The sequence below is a fragment of the Corynebacterium sp. HMSC074C11 genome, from assembly GCF_001809455.1.
GTDB lineage: Bacteria > Actinomycetota > Actinomycetes > Mycobacteriales > Mycobacteriaceae > Corynebacterium > Corynebacterium amycolatum.
Genome location: NZ_KV797722.1, coordinates 19,884 through 38,248 on the forward strand (window position 1 = coordinate 19,884; position 18,365 = coordinate 38,248).

Genomic DNA, 18,365 nt, shown 5'->3' on the forward strand with positions numbered 1-18,365 from the left:
TTAAACTGCCATAATCCCAGACACTTTCTTGTACGCACTGGCCTCCCTGGCTACTTCTTCACAACCAGGTTGACCATCTTGCCCGGAACGACAATGACCTTCACGATATTGCCACCGGCGCTCTCCACCGCTGCGACAACCTTTTCGTCGGCACGCGCGACGGCCTCGATATCCTCGCGGGAAGCATCGGTAGCCACGTCAATGCGGGCACGGACCTTGCCGTTGATCTGAACTGGCAGCTCAACGGTGTCATCGACCAGCCACTTCTCGTCAACTGCCGGCCACGGACCGTGCGCCAGGGACTCGGAGTGGCCGAGGCGGCTCCACATTTCCTCCGCGATGTGCGGTGCCACCGGGCCCAGCATGAGAGCCAGCGGCTCCACAGCGGCGCGCGGTGCACCGGCCGATCCGTAGGTCTTGGTCAGGTAGTTGACGTACTCAATGAGCTTTGCGACGGCCGTGTTGTCACGCAGTTCTGCGTAGTCAGAGGTAACCCCTTCCACGGTGCGGTTGAGCGCCTTGAGGTCGTCGTCGGAAAGCGCTGCGTCCGTGACGACGAGCTCACCGGAGTCCTCATTGACCACCAGACGCCAAGCGCGCTGGAGGAAGCGCTGCGAGCCGACCAGGTCCTTCGTCGCCCACGGGCGGGAAGTGTCGAGTGGGCCCATGGCCATTTCGTAGACGCGCAAGGTGTCGGCGCCGTAGTTGTCGCAGACCTCGTCGGGGGAGACGGCGTTCTTCAGAGACTTGCCCATCTTGCCGTACTCCTGGAAAACCTCCAGGTCAGAGCCGTCTTCGGCGCCACCTGGAATGAAGAACTTACCATCGCGCTCAACTACCTGATCCGCCGGCTGGTAGACACCACGAGCATCGGTGTAGGCGTAGGCCTGAATGTAGCCCTGGTTGAACAGACGGCGGTACGGCTCCTTGGAGGTCACGTAGCCGAGGTCGAAGAGGACCTTGTGCCAGAAGCGGGAGTAGAGCAGGTGCAGCACCGCGTGCTCGACGCCGCCGACGTAGAGGTCGACGCCGCCTGGATCGTCCTTGCCGTGCGTCTCCGGACGGGGGCCGGTCCAGTAGCACTCGTTTTCCAGGTCAACGAACTTTTCAGCGTTGTTCGGGTCGATGTAGCGCAGCTGGTACCAGGAGGAACCTGCCCAGTTCGGCATGACGTTGGTGTCGCGGCGGTACCTCTTCTTGCCGTCGCCGAGGTCGAGCTCGACGTTGACCCAGTCAGTGGCCTTGTCCAGTGGAGCCTTTGGCTCGGTGTCGGCATCGTCCGGGTCGAATGTGACCGGCTTGTAGTCCTCGACCTCCGGGAGCTCGACCGGAAGCATGGACTCGGGCAGTGCGTAGGCGTGACCGTCCTCGTCGTAGACGATGGGGAAGGGCTCGCCCCAGTAACGCTGGCGGGCGAACAGCCAGTCGCGCAGCTTGTACTGGACCTTCTCGTGGCCAGTACCTTCCTTCTCCAACCACTCAATGACGGTGGCGATGGCGGTGTCCTTGTCCAGGCCATTGATGTCCAGGTCGGAGTCATTGGCGGAGTTCACGCACGTACCGTTACCGACGTACGCCTCCTTTGCAATGTCACCGCCTTCAACGACCTCGCGGATTGGCAGACCGAAGGCAGTGGCGAACTCGTAGTCGCGCTCATCGTGGGCCGGGACAGCCATGATGGCACCGGTGCCGTAGCCAATCAGGACGTAGTCGGAAATGAATACCGGCACCTGTTCGCCGCTGACCGGGTTGGTGGCGTAAGCACCCAGGAAGACGCCGGTTTTCTCCTTGTTCTCCTGGCGTTCCAGGTCGGACTTGGAGGCAATTGCGGCGCGGTAAGCGGCGACGGCCTCAGCTGGGGTTTCCTTGCCGAAGGTCCAGCGCTCATCCACACCCTCGTAGGAACCGCTGCCGGCTTCGACCAGCTGATCCACCAGCTCGTGCTCAGGAGCGAGCACCATGTAGGAGGCTCCGAAGAGAGTGTCCGGGCGAGTGGTGAAGACCCTGATCTTGGTGGAGACCTTCGGGCCGACCTCAGCTGCGAAGTCGACCTCAGCACCGCGGGAGCGACCAATCCAGTTACGCTGCATGGACTTGACCTTGTCCGGCCAGTCCAGCAGCTCCAGATCATCGACCAGGCGGTCGGCGTAAGCGGTGATGCGCATCATCCACTGGCCCAGCCGCTTGCGGAACACCGGGAAGTTACCGCGCTCCGAACGACCTTCGGCGGTCACTTCCTCGTTGGACAGCACAGTGCCGAGGCCCGGGCACCAGTTGACCATCGAATTCGACTGGTAGACCAAGCGGAACTCATCCACAGCTTCGCGCTGCTCAGCCTCGCTGAGCTCAGCGTAGACGCGACCGTCCTTGGTAGCCATCTCGCCGGACTCCAACAGCGGAATCAGCTCATCGATACGACGGGCCTTCTTTTGATCCTCATCGAACCAGGCGTTGTAAATCTGCAGGAAAATCCACTGCGTCCACTTGTAGTAGTCCTGGTCAGTGGTCGCGAAAACACGACGGCGGTCATGGCCAAGCCCCAGGCGGCCCAGCTGGCGCTCCATGTTGGCGATATTCGCTTCCGTCGTCACGCGCGGGTGCGTACCGGTCTGGATTGCGAACTGCTCCGCCGGCAGACCGAAGGCGTCGTAGCCCAGGGTGTGCAGCACGTTTGCGCCCTGCATACGGTGGAAGCGCGCGAAGACGTCGGTGGCGATGTAACCCAGTGGGTGGCCTACGTGCAGACCGACGCCTGACGGGTACGGGAACATGTCCTGGACGAAAAGCTTGTCTTTCGGCGGAGTCGAGCCGTCGGCAGCTGCCAAATCGCCCACCGGGTTGGGGGCGTAGAAGGTGCCGTTATCTTTCCAATACGCCTGCCACTTTCCCTCTAGCTGAGTCGCCAGCTCGGGGGAGTAGCGGTATTCAGTGGCTTCTGCCGAGGACGAGGACTTTTCGCTGTTGGTCATGGTCTCACAGTCTAATAGGTGCGTTTGGCACGTGCCCAACCACCTATATAAATTGGAAGCATGATTGTCATCCCTGTAATTACCCTGGTTCTGGCTGTTTGCATAGCCGTTGTCGCTGGTTTGGCATGGTCGGCGAAGCTGCCGGGTAATAACTGGATTGGAATTCGTGCGCCCGAGGCTCGAAAGTCCCAGGAAAACTGGGATATTACGCACCGCGTTGCCGGGCCGCCGTGGGCTGTGTCCGCCGTCGCTTTCCTCGGCGCCGCCATGCTCGCCTTCCTCGCCATCCGCCCGGAGGCCTCTGGTTGGATGTGGCTGTGGTACGCCGTCGCTCTGCTCGCCGGTATCGCCATGCTCGGCGTTGGTGCGGCGATCGGCTCGCACACCATCGCGCTTTACGACGCCAAGGTCTCCGCGGAGTCCGGCTCCGGTTGTGGGTGCGGTGACGGTGACAGCGGCTGTGGCTGTGGCTCCGCCACCACTGATGCCGCCGACACTGCAGCTGATGATGCCTGCTGCTCCGACAACCCAGCAGCAGACTGCGGTGTCTCCGGTGGCTGCAGCTCCTGTGGCCTGGAAGGACTGTGCACGGACAAGGGCTCATCCGCGAATGCCGCTTTCAAGCCTGTGGACAAGGATGCGCTGCGCAAGGCAGCTGAGCAGAAGAAGTAAAAAATTATTGCAGAGAAAAGCTTCTGCAAAATAGTAAGACAACTTCTGGTTGCCCACTAAACTATTTGTCCATGTGGCAACGAATTGTGAGTTGGCGTCCAGATCCCCTCATCGTCGGTATCGTTGCTGCAGCGATACTGGCGATTTTTTTTCCTGCAAGCGGCACTACCGCTGAGGTTTTCAGCTGGGCAACGAAGATCGCCATCGGCTTCTTGTTCTTCCTCTATGGTGCGCGTTTGAGTCCGCAGGATGCGTTGGCCGGCGTTAAGCATTGGCGGCTGCACATAACCATTCTGGCTTTCACATTCGTGCTGTTCCCAATCCTCGGCCTGCTGATGAAACCCCTGGATTGGTTTCTCTCTCCTGGCCTCTACCTGGGCATTCTGTACATGACGCTGGCCCCGTCAACGGTGCAGTCGAGTGTGAACTTCACCTCCATCGCCAAGGGCAATGTCGCCGGCGCAATCGTCAGTGCCTCGGCTTCTAACCTGCTGGGCATCGTCGTCACACCGGTGCTCGTGATGCTGTTGATGGCCACTGGTGGCGGCGTTCATGTGGATTCGTCGGTGTTCTTGGATATTTCGCTGCAGTTGCTGCTGCCGTTCGCAATCGGCCAGCTCACTCGCCGTTGGACCCTGAAGTTTGCCGCCGCGAAGACGACTAAGAACGTTGACCGACTTTCCATCGCACTGGTTGTCTATGCCGCGTTCTCCGAGGGCATGGTGCAGGGCATTTGGTCGAAGGTGCCGGCCGGCGACATCGTCATCCTCTGTGTGCTCTCGGTAGTGCTGGTGGAATTCGTTTTGCGGCTGTCCGGTTTCGTCGCAAAGAAGATGGGCTTCGACCGCAAGGACCGCATTGCCATTCAGTTCTGCGGTTCGAAGAAGTCCCTGGCCACTGGCCTGCCAATGGCCGCCGTTATCTTCGGTGCCGATGCCAGCCTCTACATTTTGCCGCTGATGATTTTCCACCAGATTCAGCTGATGATCTGTGCGGTCTACGCCGCTCGCTGGGGCAAGGAAGCAGAAGCTGAGCCGGAGCCACAACCCGCTTAACGCGGTCTAGGGCATGGAACCGAGGGGCGAATCCGGCTTGGCACATATACTGGGGCGCACAACATAAGGTTCGGTTTTAAACGAGCAAACGAAAGTGTGAGATTCAGTATGGCTAACGAGAATCCGGCTCCATTCTCTCCGGAACAGCGCGCCGCAGAAGAGACCGCGATCAATGAGTTCTGGTCGTGGTGGAACTCTTTTGGCGCCGATGCGCTCGACTCTATGTTTAGTGTCCAACTCGGTATCGATGGTGCCCCGAACGCCGCCGATGTGGACATTATTGATGTCCAGAAGGAGGTCGGCGGGCGCATCGCCGCCATTAATGACCGGCTCATCTGGGGGTTTGAGGCTGGCGCTCCGTATTCTCGCCATCTTCTGACTGTGAGCGCTGCCGGCGATCCAGAGCTGCGCCCGGTCGCTCGCCGTTGGCTGGAGGCCGCGCCTGACGACGGCGCGGTGTGGTCTTTCACCGACCTCCGCCAGGCGGATCCGGCGATGAAGCTGTCGCTGGGGGATGTCGCAGCTACGTTGGTTGCACAGGGTGCTCTCGAGGCCGATGCTCCCGCCGAGGTCGATCCGGCAGACGCCCGCGTGGCTGTTAGCAGTGGTCATGGGGCAGTGGACGTTCGCCTATTCCACCCGCTGTTCCCGGCAATTGCTCAGTTGGAGGACGGTGAGCGCTTGGTAGCTCAGCTAGGTTTCACACTGCTGCAGCTGGCTCTGGGAGAGGAGGACTTCGGCCTGTGGCTGCGCGGTTTCGCCTTCGCTGGCGAGGAGCCGGAAGATGCTATCCCGCTACCGGAGCTGGGCGGTGTCGTCGAGCAGCTCGCGGAAGAGTGCCCGGAGTGGCTCACCATTGATGCCGAAGCCAACGGCCAGCCGCTCGTCGTCGCTACTCGCGCTCCGATTACGCAGCTGGTGAGCCCGACTATGACGCAGCATGTGCTGATTCAGCTCATGCTCGCTCACATTGACGACAAGGGCTTGCCGACGGACGAGTCGAAGGAATCCCTCTCCGAGTTCAATACCGCTGCCGCTGAAGCCATCGCTGAGGACAAGGGTATTTTTGTCGCAACTGAGCAGTCCGACGGTATGGCTCTGCTGCACTTCTTTATTGACCCGGCATCTGATGCGGAGGCGGGTCTGCGAGCTGTTGCGCAGACGTGGACCGACGGAGAGCACGTTGTCGACACCGCTTACGATCCAGCTTGGCAGCGCGTCGGCCACCTGCGCGTGTAGTGTCATAAGCCCCCGGATGCGGGCTATCGGGGCTAGTTCAGTGCGGGGCGACGGGGGAGTAATTGATTCTTCTTTGCGCTGACCCGAATGTGGGTATCCATTCCGCCCGGCGCGCCGTATGGCACACCGGGCTTCTATGATGAGTGAATTACTTCCGGCTTGAGAATTGGTGTGCTTGATATGAACGCTCGTCATCGTCTTACTCCGCGACCATCTCGCGCGATTCGCCTGGGGCTTACCGGTGTCATCGCTGTCACCAGCCTTCCGCTGGCAGCCGGGAACGTCGCTGCGGCTCCGCAGCCGAAACTGACTCCACAGGGCACTATTAATGCTCCGGGGCGCACCCAGATCAGCTTTACCCACACCCCGACCGGCGCTCACTACGGTACGGCCAACGAGAATGAAGCTCGTCCGGGGCTGTCGATTGTCAAGCTCTACATTGCCGACTACGTCTTCAAGCACGGCACCGAAGCGGACAAGGCGAAGGCCACACAGATGATTCGCTACTCCGATGACAACATTGCCAGCGAGCTCTACGGCCGTTACCCGGACTCCATTAACGCCACGGCGCGTGAGTACGGCCTCAGCAACACCCACGGTGCGGGCCACTGGGGCAATTCCACGACTTCCAGCGCTGACACCGTGAAGTTCCTGGAGGCCAAGAAGCGCGAGAACCCTTCCGACCCGGTGCTGGTTGCTATGAGCACCGCGTCACCTGTGGCAGCGGATGGCTACCGTCAGGATTACGGCACCGCCACGCTGCCTGGTGTTATTGGCACAAAGTGGGGTTGGTCCGATGACCGCCAGAGCGTTCACGCCTCGGCGTCCATTGGTCCTGACTTCAGCGTCGCTGCTAACACCTACGGCACCAAGGAAGCTCACACCAGCGATGTTCAGAATGCGTTCGGTGGCACGGTGGGCACTCCACCACTGCCTGGTCTGCCCGACAGCCCGAGCCTGCCCAACATCCCAGGCGTCCCGAATCTGTCCGAGAGCCCGAATCTCGGCGAACTACTGAACTTGCCGGAATCCCCGCAGCTGCCGCAGATTCCGGGACTGCCGAACTTCACAGGCCAGGTACCGGCGCAGTTCTAGCCACTGACCGCTAGCCGCTGGCACCGTCTCACACAGCGCTTACGCAGCGCACCTCACGCGACAAGGTTCACGAGGGCCATATACAGCGCCGTGCCTACGAATATCGAGATCACGGTGTTGCGCCGCCACCAGTGCAGGAAGATGGTGACGACCAGCGCCACAGGCACGGCCCAGGCAGCGCCGGGGTCGCCACCCTCACCGCTGAGCCCCAACCGTCCAAAGACGGTGTAAACCACCAGCGCCATCATGACTCCAACAGGCATGGTCGTGCCGAGGAATTCGAACAGGGGAGAGCCCTTCAGGGTCCGCACGAACGCAAACGGCAGTGCGCGCAACGCAACTGTCACTGCGCCCATCGCAAAGAGCGCGGCTAGCACATAGCCAGAATCGGGCATCGCGGTCATGCTCGCTCTCCCTCCGTTACACGCTGATTGCTTGACGACGTCATGCGCATCACCCGATCTACTCGTGGTGACCACACGCGCAACAGCAGCATGCCGAAGTACATCAACAACCCGATGACCAGCATCTGGTTCGGGTTAATCAGCCACCCGACCAACGTGCAGACGATAGCGGCCAGGGGCAGTGACCAATCCTTGGAGGTCTCAAACGCGTCCATGGCCAGCACCGTAAAGAGCGCCACCAGTGCGAACTCGGCACCGCGGATCCCTTCTGGCAATGCTGCACCGGTTAGCGCCCCGACAATACCGGAGCCCACCCACAGCAACTGGCAGAGAATCTGAATCGTCAGCAGGCGGCGGCCCGACATCTTTTCAGCCGGATTTGCCGCAGAGACGATGGCATACGACTCGTCGGTAAGCGCGTATGTGGAGTATGCGCGGCCGAGACGAGACTGTATCCGGTCGCGGGGGAACGTCAGCCCGTAGAAGACGTGGCGGAAGTTGACCATAAACGAGGTCACGGCACAGCCGAGCAGACCCGTATGGGCCATAACCAGGCCGACAGCGAGGAATTCCATCGACCCCGCGTAGACCACGAAGGAGAAGATGGGTGCCCACCACCAACTTAAGCCAGTCTGTGCGATGAGTAGGCCGAATGCGAGCCCCAGCGGAATGAGACCCATGCCGACGGGCAGTGTCTGCCGAATGCCGGCAGCTATGTCGCTGCGGTCACTAGTTGCGGCACTGTTTCCTTCGGCATTGATGTGCTCACTCATCTAGTTGTCACGTACATCTACGGGGTAGGTGCCATACAGCGGCAGCGGCCAGGGCTGACGGCGCATGCAATCACCCCAGATGTCAGCGGCAGCAGGCGCGAGTACATCAGAGGGCAGGGCAGGGGCGACGTACCAATCACCGCGATCGAGCTCTTCTTCCAGCTGCCCTGGATCCCAGCCCGCGTAACCGGCGAAGATACGCGCGCCATCGATGCGGTCGCGTACATCCTCCGGCTCCGCGCCGAGGTTGACCAGCGCAAACCTATGGGCGATGCGTTCCATCAGCGGTGCACCGGTAATACTGTCGGTCTCCTCTGGGAGGGTAGCGCCATTTCGCACCACACCAATGCAGATTGGCTGCGTCTGGTTGACCGGACCCCCGACGTAGAGCACCGGCGGCTTAGTCATCAGTGACGCCCAGGGCTCGAGCACATTGTGCACAGGCGTCTGCGAACGCTGCGTGAGATCGACACCAAGGGTGCCGTGCTCATCGTGTTCAATGAGGAAAATCACCGAACGAGCGAATTCCGGCGAGAGCATGCCGGGTGCTGCGAGCAGCAGCATACCGGCGGCCGGGTCGTTGCGCTCGAGGCTGGTAAAAAGCCGGTCGCCATAGAGATTTTCCGGATTAATCGATGCCATTAGCTCTCACTTTCGCTTTCAGCCTGCTCACCGGACTGCTCGTACCACCATTTCTTCAGCGCCAAGATAGCATCCTCACGCTCCAGCGGACCGGACTCCAATCGCAGCTCTTTCAGGTAATTCCAGGCCTGTCCGACTTCCTTGCCAGGCTTCAGGTCCAGAATTTCCATGATTTCGTTGCCGTCCAGATCGGGGCGGACGCGTGCGAGGTCCTCCTGCTCAGCGAGCTCCTTGATTCGCGCTTCCAGGTTGTCGCAGGCTCGTGCGAGGCGTGCTGCTTTACGACGGTTTCTCGTCGTGCAGTCGGCCCGCACGATTTTGTTGAGTCGTTCCAACAAATCTCCGGCGTCGTTGACATAACGTCGCACCGCTGAGTCCGTCCACTTGCCTTCGCCATAGCCGTGAAAGCGCATGTGCAAGTAGACCAGCTGGGAGATTTCATGGCTGATCTTCTTCGGAAACTTCAACTTGCGCAGGCGGCGTCGCACCAGCTTCGCACCGACGACCTCGTGCTGGTAGAAGGTGACATTGCCCTGCTCGTTGTAGGCGCGGGTAGCGGGCTTACCACAGTCGTGCAGCAGTGCCGCCCAGCGCAGCACGAGGTCCGGTTCACCGGGTTCTTCCTGGTCAATGGCCTGCCGCATGACCTGCAGGGAGTGTTGATAGACATCCTTGTGCTGGCGGTGTTCATCCTGCGTCATGCGCATATCGGAAATCTCCGGCAGCACGCGGTCGGCCAACCCCGATTCCACCATCAGGTCGATACCACGGCTGGGATCTGCCCCCAGGATGAGCTTGTTCAGCTCAGTGGAGATGCGCTCAACCGTGATGCGGTCAATTTCGCTGGACATTTCCTTCAACGCCTTGAGTACGCGCGGTGCCACGTCGAACCCGAGCTGGGATGCGAAGCGGCAGGCACGCAGCATGCGCAGGGGATCATCGCCAAAGCTGACCTCCGGCGCCCCCGGGGTGTCCAAGACACCCGCGACAAGATCCTCGAAACCTCCGAGCGGGTCGAGGAAGGTGCGAGTGCCGTCGCCATGCAGTTCAACGGCGATGGCGTTACAGCGGAAGTCACGGCGGATTAGATCGCCTTCCAGCGTGTCGCCGAAAGTGACCTCCGGATTGCGACTGACCTGGTCGTACGTATCCGCACGGAACGTGGTGATCTCCACCTGACGGCCATGCCGCTCTGCGGACAGCGTGCCAAATTCAATGCCGGTATCCCAGACAATGTCCGCCCAGTCATCAAGAATCGCGCGCGTCACCTCCGGGCGTGCGTCGGTGGTGAAATCGAGATCCACGCCCAGTCGCCCTAAGAGAGCATCGCGCACAGAACCGCCCACAAGGTACAGACGATGGCCAGCTGCACTAAACGCAGCTGCCAGCGAATCGAGAATCTCCGACTCCTTGGCAATCGCCTGATCCGCCACTGCCAGCATTGCCGTCCTGCGCACCTGTGGGTCCGCATCAGCAGCCGCCGGAGTAGCGCCGTGAGGTGTAGTCGCCCCGGGCTGGTCACCATTTGTCGTTGAAGGAGTCGATTGTGTCACGACCGACACAATACCCGCTTATACCTATAAACCCGGTAGTCTAAGTGGAATGAACAACGTGGTACGCAATGACAACTCGGCGGCGAAGAGCCGTCGACGTCGTCGGCGACCGCGCAGAAGGGGTGGCGCTTCCGCGTCCACCAACACCAATAGCGCTACTACCAGCGGAAATTCCGCAAAACGTAGTGGCTCCAGTGCCAATGGCCCCAAATCGGCCAAGCCAAACTCCGGTGGCGCCAAGAAATCTTCCAAATCACCGAAGTCGGCACGACCCTCGAAGCAGTCGAACAACCGCGGTGGCCGTAAGAGCGGTCAGGATAGGAACAATCGCCGTCGTCACGCACAGACGAAGCGCACGAACAATCGCCGTGCGCACTCGTCACGCGCGCAAAATGCAGCGCCGATGCAGACCTCGATTGAGACTTCGGCGGGCGGACTGGTCGTCTCGGGGCTTGCTGAGGCGGTCGGCGATGGCGGCAAAGTCAACCTGTCACGGATTTATGTCGCGCTGATTGGTCGGCACGATCGTCGCGGGCGCCTGCTGTGGTCGATGCCCAAGGGCCATGTCGAGCCCGGCGAAGCTTTCGATTCCACCGCCGAACGTGAGGTGTGGGAAGAAACGGGCATTCGCGGCGAGGTCATCGAGGAGCTCGGTGTGATTGACTACTGGTTTGTCTCCGATGGCACGCGGATTCACAAGACCGTGCACCATCACCTTCTGCGCTATGTCGATGGCGATTTGAACGACGAAGACCCCGAGGTCACTCAGGTCATGTGGGTCCCGGTAGACACCCTGGTGGAGCGGTTGGCCTACGCTGACGAACGCAAACTGGCCCGGCGCGCGCACAATCTGCTGCCCGATCTCGCCCGCGCGGAAAAGCGAGCAGGCCGGCAGACGCCGAGGTGATTGCGCATGTTCAGGTTGCAGTTGCCAAGGAATGTTGTTCGTAAAGTCACGGCCGCCACCGCAGCGCTCATACTGTGCTTGCCGACGACCGTTGCGCCCCCAGCTTTTGCGCAAGATGAGCAGTTGTGGGGCAGTGGTGCCAATCGAGTCGGTGAACAGGGACCCCTTCGGCTTTCGATAACCAGCTTCACTCCGCATGTCGCGGCTCTACATTCGACACTGACCATCAAGGTGCAGGTGCACAACACCTCCGACGCGGATATCAGCAATGTTGCGCTGCGCCCACAGCGGGCCGGCGCACTAGCTTCCTCTGCAGATGCGCGGACGATTCTCGCTGAGCCTGAATCGGTGTTTGATGTGGCTGGGACCTTCAGTGCCCCCATCGAGCTGAAAGCGGGCGAGACGCGTGAGGTTACACTAAGTGTTCCTATCTCCGCACCGGCCCCAGAAGGACTCGACATCACGGAAGCCGGCACGTTTCCGCTGCTCATCAACGCTAACGGGCAACCGGCAGATGACATCGACCGCCTGCTGGCGGAAACACGCGCACTGCTACCGGTGACGGATTCGCAAGCCGCGGGTGATGAGCCGGAACCGCCTGCCGGCGATGAGAACGACAACGATGAGACCGACAATTCCGATGCGCCCACCCGCCGTGACCCAGTGCCGTTTTCGCTGATTTGGCCCATCAGCCAGCCAGTGCCAGTGGTCGGCGGTGAGACCGGTGACGCACCCTCGTCGCCGAATCTCATCCTCACCGACAATTCTTTGGCCGAATCTCTTGAACGCGGTGGCCGCCTCGACGGTTTGCTCACCTCGTTGGAAAAAGGCTTTGCCGGCCCCGATGGGGAGAGGTTGCGGGAATCGACATGCATCGCCATCGACCCGGAGACCCTCGATGCAATCTCCCGGATGACCCGTGACTACTGGATTGGCACCAGCCGCCCAAGTCCTGTGGAGTCCTCGCCACGACTGCGGGATTCCTGGGGAAACGCGGATGACACCAATCTCACGCATATGCCCGCCAGCGACAATGCCGCCGACTGGCTTAACCGGCTGCACGATCTCACACAGGACACATGCACACTGTCACTGCCGTGGGGCGGCACCGATGCCAGCGCCGTAGCTCGCGTGGCGGATCAAGAGCTTTCCATGGAGGCACTCGCCGCTGGTCGGCAGACCATCGCCAAGCATTTGGACGTTCAGACACTGCCGGGTATCTATTTGCCGGCCGAGGGATACGTAACGTCGGAAAGCGCCCCGCTGTACTCGGCGGCGACAGCTCTGAGCGGAACCACCCCGGAGCACGCATTCGAAGACCGCGTAGATACCGGCGAGACGATGCCTCCCTCGCCCACTCCGCCCGAAGCCGCGCACGACACCACCGTATTGGTCGCGGACAACACCGCTATCACCGCCGATGGTCAGACACTACGGCCTGGCCACAGTGGTGTGCTTGCCGACGGTAGCCGCGCCTTCGCCCTCTCTGGGGCACTGACAGCCTCTCTGGCTGTAACAGGACGGTCGCCCCAGACTGTGGCGTATTCGAATCTGCTCGGACGCTTCGATTTCCGAATCGACTCCGAGGCTGCACGGATGCAGACAGCGATTGGCACTCTGTTCCAATCACTGACTGATTCGGATGCCCCTCGCGCGGCTGTGGTGGCAGCACCACCGTCCGGTTGGGATCCACGCGCTAGCGATGCTGAAGATTTCATGGCCGCGGTTCGGAAAGCCGTGGACGCTAACCTGGCTGAGCTGACTCCGCTGATGGATTCCATCACCGCCGCAGCTCGCGACCTGGATGCGGGCTCGGTTACCCCAGTTGACGAGTTCGCCGATCCCGCGCCGGTGAGTGAAGCGCTCGTGGAGAAGGCTCGGATAGCCTCCCGCGAAATCACGGACCTGACCACAATCATGTCCAACGACCCCAACGTCGCGCTGACGCGGTATGAATTCACCCGCCCCCTGCGGCACGACTTACTGCGCTCGTTTACCACTCTCGGCCGGCGAAATCAGCTGCAGTCAACTGACGTGCAGCGGCGGAGCGAAGAACTCAGCGACCAGGCACTGGTTATGACTCGACGTCTGCGCAATTCAGTGACATTGGTAGCTCCTGGCGGTGTCTACACCCGCGCAACGCAGCTGTCGCCGATTGCGGTGCTGGCTCGCAATGGTCTGCCGCTGCCGGTTCCCGCGTTCGTGCGCGTCGGCGCTGGAGATTCGGTGATGGAGGAGAAGTATGAGGCCGCCATCCCTGCCAAGGGGTCGGTGACTGTTCAGTTCACTCCGAAGTCGGGTGATGATGCAGAATCCACTCCGGCAACCAATGCTCCAGAGGGAGACCGGCCACGGGATAGTGGAGACAATTCCCACAACCTGTTGTTGTGGCTCGAATCACCTGGCGGCACGCCTATTTCTCAATCAGTGAGTATTTCCGTGCAATCCGGCGCTTCCGTCGGGGTTTTGGCTATCGTGACCCTCGTCATCGTCACTGTTGGTGGGTTTTTTGCCGCAAAACGGTCACAGTACTTTCGGAAATAGACCCCCTTTTAAGCAACAATAGGACATGTGACTGACTCAGACGCGCATAAATCTGGACTTCGAGGCCGCATTCGTCGCCCCGCGCCACCGGCTCCGGTTCCGGCGGCGCGGCCAACGGCTGAATCTCAGCCGGCCGAAGCGGCCCCGGACCTAACTCGCGTATCCGGCCATAAGGCAAATGCCGATACCGCCGCTGACGCGATGACGGAATCGGCATCACCATCGCCGGCAAAGGCGGCAACTGCGACAGCAACCGCTTCCGGCGATTCCTCCGCGGACTCGACGACGGACGCAAATCAGGAACAGTCGAACTCGGACATCGTCGCCTCCACGGGCTCGATGGCAATCGCTACCCTGATTTCACGCATTACGGGTTTTTTGCGAAACCTGCTTATCGGCGCGACGCTGGGTCCGGCTGTGGCTTCAGCCTTCAACGTCGCCAACACACTGCCGAACCTGATTACGGAAATCGTCCTCGGCGCGGTGCTGACTTCTCTGGTGGTGCCGGTGTTGGTGCGCGCGGAGAAGGAGGATCCAGATCACGGTGCCGCCTTCATTAGACGTCTCTTGACTGTCTCTATGACGCTGTTGGCAGTGGTGACGGTGCTAGCAGTGATAGGTGCGCCACTATTGACCAGATTGAGCCTTAACGAGGCCGGTAAGGTCAACGTTCCGCTGGCGACGTCATTTGCGTTCTTATTATTGCCGCAAATCATCTTCTACGGCATATTTGCGCTGCTCATGGCGGTGCTAAACACCAAGGGAATCTTTAAACCCGGTGCGTGGGCACCTGTCGCCAACAACGTCGTGGCCATTGCCACGCTCTTGCTATATCTGTTCCTGCCCGGCCAATTGAGTCCGGATTCGGACGGTTCACTCTCCGATCCGCACATCCTGCTTTTGGGTCTTGGTACCACTCTGGGTGTCGTCATTCAGGCAGCCATCATGATTCCCTACCTCAAGCGCGCGGGCATTGACTTGCGTCCGCTGTGGGGTATCGACGACCGCATCAAACAGTTCACCGGCATGGGTGTTGCGATTATCACCTACGTGGCAATTTCCCAGGCTGGTTACTTCATCACCACCAATATTGCCTCGACTGCCTCCAAGGCAGCGCCGACGATTTACCAGCAGGCTTGGCTGCTGTTGCAGGTGCCCTACGGCATCATCGGCGTTACCTTGCTGACCGCCATCATGCCGCGACTGTCCCGCAATGCAGCCGACGGTAATGATGGGGCAGTGGTCCGCGATCTATCCATCGGTACGCGTCTGACCATGATTGCGCTGGTGCCGATCGTCGCCTTCTTCACCGCATTCGGCCGCCCCATCGCCGTCGGTCTTTTCGCGTATCTGGAGTTCCCCCGCGAAACCGCGGAGATTCTTGGCTGGACGCTGTCCTTCTCGGCGTTCTCGCTTATTCCATATGCCATCGTGCTTTTGCACTTGCGTGTTTTCTACGCCCGTGAAGAGGCCTGGACCCCGACTTTCATCATCCTCGGCATTACCACCGTCAAGGTGATTCTGTCGTTCTTCGCTCCTCGTCTGGCTTCTGACGATGAGACCGTCGTCGTGTTGCTCGGTGCTGCCAACGGTTTCGGTTTCGTCGCCGGCGCAGTAATTGGCTTCTTGCTCTTGCGCCGCACTCTCGGACACTTGGACAGTAAGGCGACCGTCCACACCGTGCTGTGGGCACTGGGGGCGTCGCTTGTCGGTGTCGCCGTTGCTTGGGGCGCATTCGCATTGACCGACCTTGTGCTGTTCGATTTCTTCGGTTCCTTCGGCGTGCTGCTGCAGACCATCGTCACCGGCGTGGTCTTCCTCATCGGTACCGGCCTGGTGCTCGCTCAGGCTCCATTGGAAGAGGTCCGCGTTCTGGGCGGCTTCCTCGGCCGCATCCCGGGTCTACGCCGCTTTGCTCCGCAGCCTCATGCAGCCGACAATGCCGTCGCCGACCGTGAGGATATGGAGCGCGAACGTGGCTTCGCCGCTGATGCTTTCTCGATTGCCCCGTCGAACCTGATCGGCGAGGCCACGGGTCTGGCAAACGAGGGCTTCACCGCTTCGCCGCTGCTGCCGCCGATGCCGACGCAGGGTTCTCGCCCAACCCGCTATGTACCCGGCGAGATGGTCTCAGGTGGTCGTTTCCGTCTGCGTTCTGAAGTCGCGACCTACCCAGGTCTGCGCCTGTGGCGCGCCATGGATATGGGAGATCCCGATAACGCAGATGTCGCACTTGTCTTCGTCGACACGATTGCACTGCCGTACTACGACACTTCGCCATCGGCTGCCGCCCAGAAGATTGCCACGACGACCAATGAGCTGCGTGACTTGGCTGGCGCCGGAATGTCGCGGATTCATAGCGTGGCGAAGACACGCACCGAGGTGCTCATCGTCGCCGACTGGACCAGCAGTATCGGTATTGAGCGGTTCGATCAGGCCGCCCATCCGGATGCCCTGGCACTCGCAGTTGCATCACTTGCCGAGACCATTGCCGATGCCCACGAATCTGGGCGCTGCCTTGGCCTGACAAACAAGCCTGGACAATTGCGCATCAGCAGCGACGGCCACATCTACGACGCTTTCCCCGTCGTTTTGCCCAATAGCTCGCAACGTTCGGACTACAGCGCGTTGCTTTCAGTCATCGACGAGCTGTTCTACAGCGTGACGAACATCCCCTCCGATATTTCTGCTGCCATCAACCGCGCGAAGCAAACACGCCCGGAGAACTTCAATGGGCAGGAGTCGCCAGCTCGCACGCTCGCCGAGGACTTGCGCGCCGCAGCGCTGGGCCCCGATTCTTCGGAGTTTCTCGCAATCGACCCCGACACCGGTGCGCGCGAATCCGTCGATGCCGGCGGTGCAGCCCAATCGAACGCTCATCACACTAAGAATCGCACCCGCGCATTCAGCACCGGCGCAGTCGTTGTCGGCGTAGTCATTGTCGGTGCACTTGTCGCCGCGGGCATCTTTGGTCTGGTTAACCGTTCCTCGGACGCACCGATTAACTCCGAGTCCGTACGACGCGGCCCGGCTCCGGTCACGACGCTCTCGCTTGCCGACGCTAGCGAGTGGCAAGCCGACACCGACAACCCGGCAGCAGGTCCAGACAATCCGGACATGGCTGAGCTGACCATCGATAATGACGAGGAAAGCTTCTGGGTAACGTCTACTTACCTCAGCCAGTTCGGCAATCGTCCAGAGAACTTTAAACCTGGTGTTGGTATTCGGGTCACTCTGGATGAACCGGCAACCATTCGAGAGCTTAAGGTCTCTGCGACCCCGGGCGCACACATTGAAGTTCGCGGCCTACGCGATGCTGACTCGACGAACTTGGATGACACAACGGTTCTCGGTAGCGCAACCGCCACCTCAGGTACGACAACTATCGAAATTGATAGCCGCGACACCGAGTGGAAGAACCTTGTTGTCTGGATCTCCGGCTTGCCGACGGCTGCGGAAGCGGTAGCCGACAGCAACTCAGACACCGATGCTGATACGAATGCTGATGCTGAGTCGCAGAATTCCGATTCGGACAACCCACTTGTCGGCGACCGCAATCTGGCTGAGCAATCCCCGGATTCGTTGCTGCCAGTTGCAATTGGCGATATCCAGGTGCGTGGTACGGAATAACGCTCTGAGCTTGCCTTAGGCGGCAACAGTTTAAGTTGTCCCAAGTTATCCACAGCTACTGGGACATTTTGAAATTCATCCACAGCCCGCGGTCTCCACGGCAGTTTTGCCAAGCGGAGAGCGCGGGTTTCGTGTTTGCATAGGAGCCATGAACTTTGGGGGAAGAAATCGAATTGGGGACAGTCACCGTAAGGCCCATGCGGGTCGGCGACTGGGGGACTATGGCGTCGTCGGTATGCGAAAGCATGCATCTGCGGACGAGGTTGATCGTGAGTTATTAAAGGCGCACCTGGCGGGGGATCGTCGCGCGTTCGCGGTGTTGGCACAGCGTTATTACCCACAGTTGGTAGCTATGGCGCGGCGATATCGTCGGGATGATTTCGATCCCTTGGATGGGGTACAGGAGGGGTTGGCGCGGGCAATTGCGGGGGCGGCGAGTTTTCGCGGGCGTTCTACGGTGGCGACGTGGCTGACGTGCATCGTGAAGAATGCGTGTATTGACCACATCCGCGGTCGTTTCGGGGAGATCTCTCTGTGCGATAAGGACGAAGATTTTGAGACGCTTCTGAGTTCACAGCCGATTCCCTGCCCGGATGTTCCGCTACGAGTGACTATGGTCGCCGCATTGGAGCAGTTACCAACGGATCAGCGGGATGCCCTGTTGTACTTGGACATCTTTGGGTATTCGCTGCAAGAGACCTCTCGCAGTATTGGGCAACCGAGCGGAACGTTGAAGTCTCGACGAGCGCGGGCGCGTCGTGCGCTTCGGCGACAGTTGGAAGAAGTGCAGGTGGCCTAACAACTGCGAAGCAGGGGAGAAGCAGGGGAGGGGAATAGAGATGGCTAACCTCACGTTGGTTGAGGTAGCTGTTTCCGGTAATT

13 protein-coding genes are annotated in these 18,365 nt (G+C 60.4%); 8 read left to right on the forward strand and 5 right to left on the reverse strand.

All coding sequences use genetic code 11. The features are described from left to right. Positions 1 to 50: 50 nt before the first annotated feature. Complete coding sequence (gene leuS / locus HMPREF2614_RS01505; RefSeq protein ID WP_070559919.1) at positions 51 to 2,969, reverse strand: leucine--tRNA ligase; 2,919 nt, start codon at positions 2,967 to 2,969, stop codon at positions 51 to 53. Between the two features lie 60 nt (positions 2,970 to 3,029). On the opposite strand from leuS, the gene HMPREF2614_RS01510 reads away from it, so the two are divergent. The 4 genes from HMPREF2614_RS01510 to HMPREF2614_RS01525 all read left to right on the forward strand — a co-directional run bounded on the left by HMPREF2614_RS01510 (position 3,030) and on the right by HMPREF2614_RS01525 (position 7,030). Continuing rightward, positions 3,030 to 3,641: an SdpI family protein gene (locus HMPREF2614_RS01510; RefSeq protein ID WP_038627065.1), complete on the forward strand. Its 612-nt coding sequence runs from the start codon at positions 3,030 to 3,032 to the stop codon at positions 3,639 to 3,641. Between the two features lie 71 nt (positions 3,642 to 3,712). Beyond that, positions 3,713 to 4,696 carry a bile acid:sodium symporter family protein gene (locus HMPREF2614_RS01515; protein WP_038627067.1) on the forward strand — a complete coding sequence of 328 codons (984 nt, stop codon included), beginning with the start codon at positions 3,713 to 3,715 and terminating at the stop codon, positions 4,694 to 4,696. A gap of 108 nt (positions 4,697 to 4,804) precedes the next feature. Beyond that, entirely contained in the window at positions 4,805 to 5,935 is a 1,131-nt protein-coding gene (locus tag HMPREF2614_RS01520; RefSeq protein WP_016421714.1) for a DUF695 domain-containing protein, read from the forward strand. Between the two features lie 180 nt (positions 5,936 to 6,115). Then, positions 6,116 to 7,030, forward strand: coding sequence for a hypothetical protein (locus HMPREF2614_RS01525; protein WP_224786659.1), 915 nt, complete (start codon positions 6,116 to 6,118; stop codon positions 7,028 to 7,030). A gap of 53 nt (positions 7,031 to 7,083) precedes the next feature. Here HMPREF2614_RS01525 and HMPREF2614_RS01530 read toward each other — a convergent pair whose 3' ends face one another. The 4 genes from HMPREF2614_RS01530 to HMPREF2614_RS01545 are packed head-to-tail and all read right to left on the reverse strand — an operon-like array spanning position 7,084 to position 10,291. Next, entirely contained in the window at positions 7,084 to 7,434 is a 351-nt protein-coding gene (locus tag HMPREF2614_RS01530; protein WP_038627068.1) for a branched-chain amino acid transporter permease, read from the reverse strand. After that, complete coding sequence (locus HMPREF2614_RS01535; RefSeq protein WP_052155556.1) at positions 7,431 to 8,207, reverse strand: AzlC family ABC transporter permease; 777 nt, start codon at positions 8,205 to 8,207, stop codon at positions 7,431 to 7,433. Before HMPREF2614_RS01535 ends, HMPREF2614_RS01530 begins: the two co-directional genes overlap by 4 nt. Next, positions 8,208 to 8,849 (reverse strand): YqgE/AlgH family protein, encoded by a 642-nt coding sequence (locus HMPREF2614_RS01540; protein ID WP_038627070.1) that lies wholly within the window; start codon positions 8,847 to 8,849, stop codon positions 8,208 to 8,210. After that, on the reverse strand, positions 8,849 to 10,291 hold the full coding sequence (locus tag HMPREF2614_RS01545; protein WP_038627072.1) for a CCA tRNA nucleotidyltransferase: 1,443 nt from the start codon (positions 10,289 to 10,291) through the stop codon (positions 8,849 to 8,851). Before HMPREF2614_RS01545 ends, HMPREF2614_RS01540 begins: the two co-directional genes overlap by 1 nt. A 169-nt stretch (positions 10,292 to 10,460) precedes the next feature. On the opposite strand from HMPREF2614_RS01545, the gene HMPREF2614_RS01550 reads away from it, so the two are divergent. The 4 genes from HMPREF2614_RS01550 (at position 10,461) to HMPREF2614_RS01565 (ending at position 18,282) form a co-directional block, all read left to right on the forward strand. Continuing rightward, a complete protein-coding gene (locus HMPREF2614_RS01550; protein WP_070560012.1) occupies positions 10,461 to 11,309 on the forward strand; it encodes an NUDIX hydrolase in 849 nt (282 codons plus the stop codon). Positions 11,310 to 11,315: 6 nt separating this feature from the next. Next, positions 11,316 to 13,853, forward strand: coding sequence for a hypothetical protein (locus tag HMPREF2614_RS01555; RefSeq protein WP_038627074.1), 2,538 nt, complete (start codon positions 11,316 to 11,318; stop codon positions 13,851 to 13,853). A 27-nt stretch (positions 13,854 to 13,880) separates the two neighbouring features. Then, positions 13,881 to 17,483, forward strand: a complete 3,603-nt coding sequence (locus tag HMPREF2614_RS01560; RefSeq protein ID WP_070559921.1) for a murein biosynthesis integral membrane protein MurJ — start codon at positions 13,881 to 13,883, stop codon at positions 17,481 to 17,483. 235 nt (positions 17,484 to 17,718) lie between these two features. Then, on the forward strand, positions 17,719 to 18,282 hold the full coding sequence (locus HMPREF2614_RS01565) for a sigma-70 family RNA polymerase sigma factor (protein ID WP_224786658.1): 564 nt from the start codon (positions 17,719 to 17,721) through the stop codon (positions 18,280 to 18,282). Positions 18,283 to 18,365: the final 83 nt, after the last annotated feature.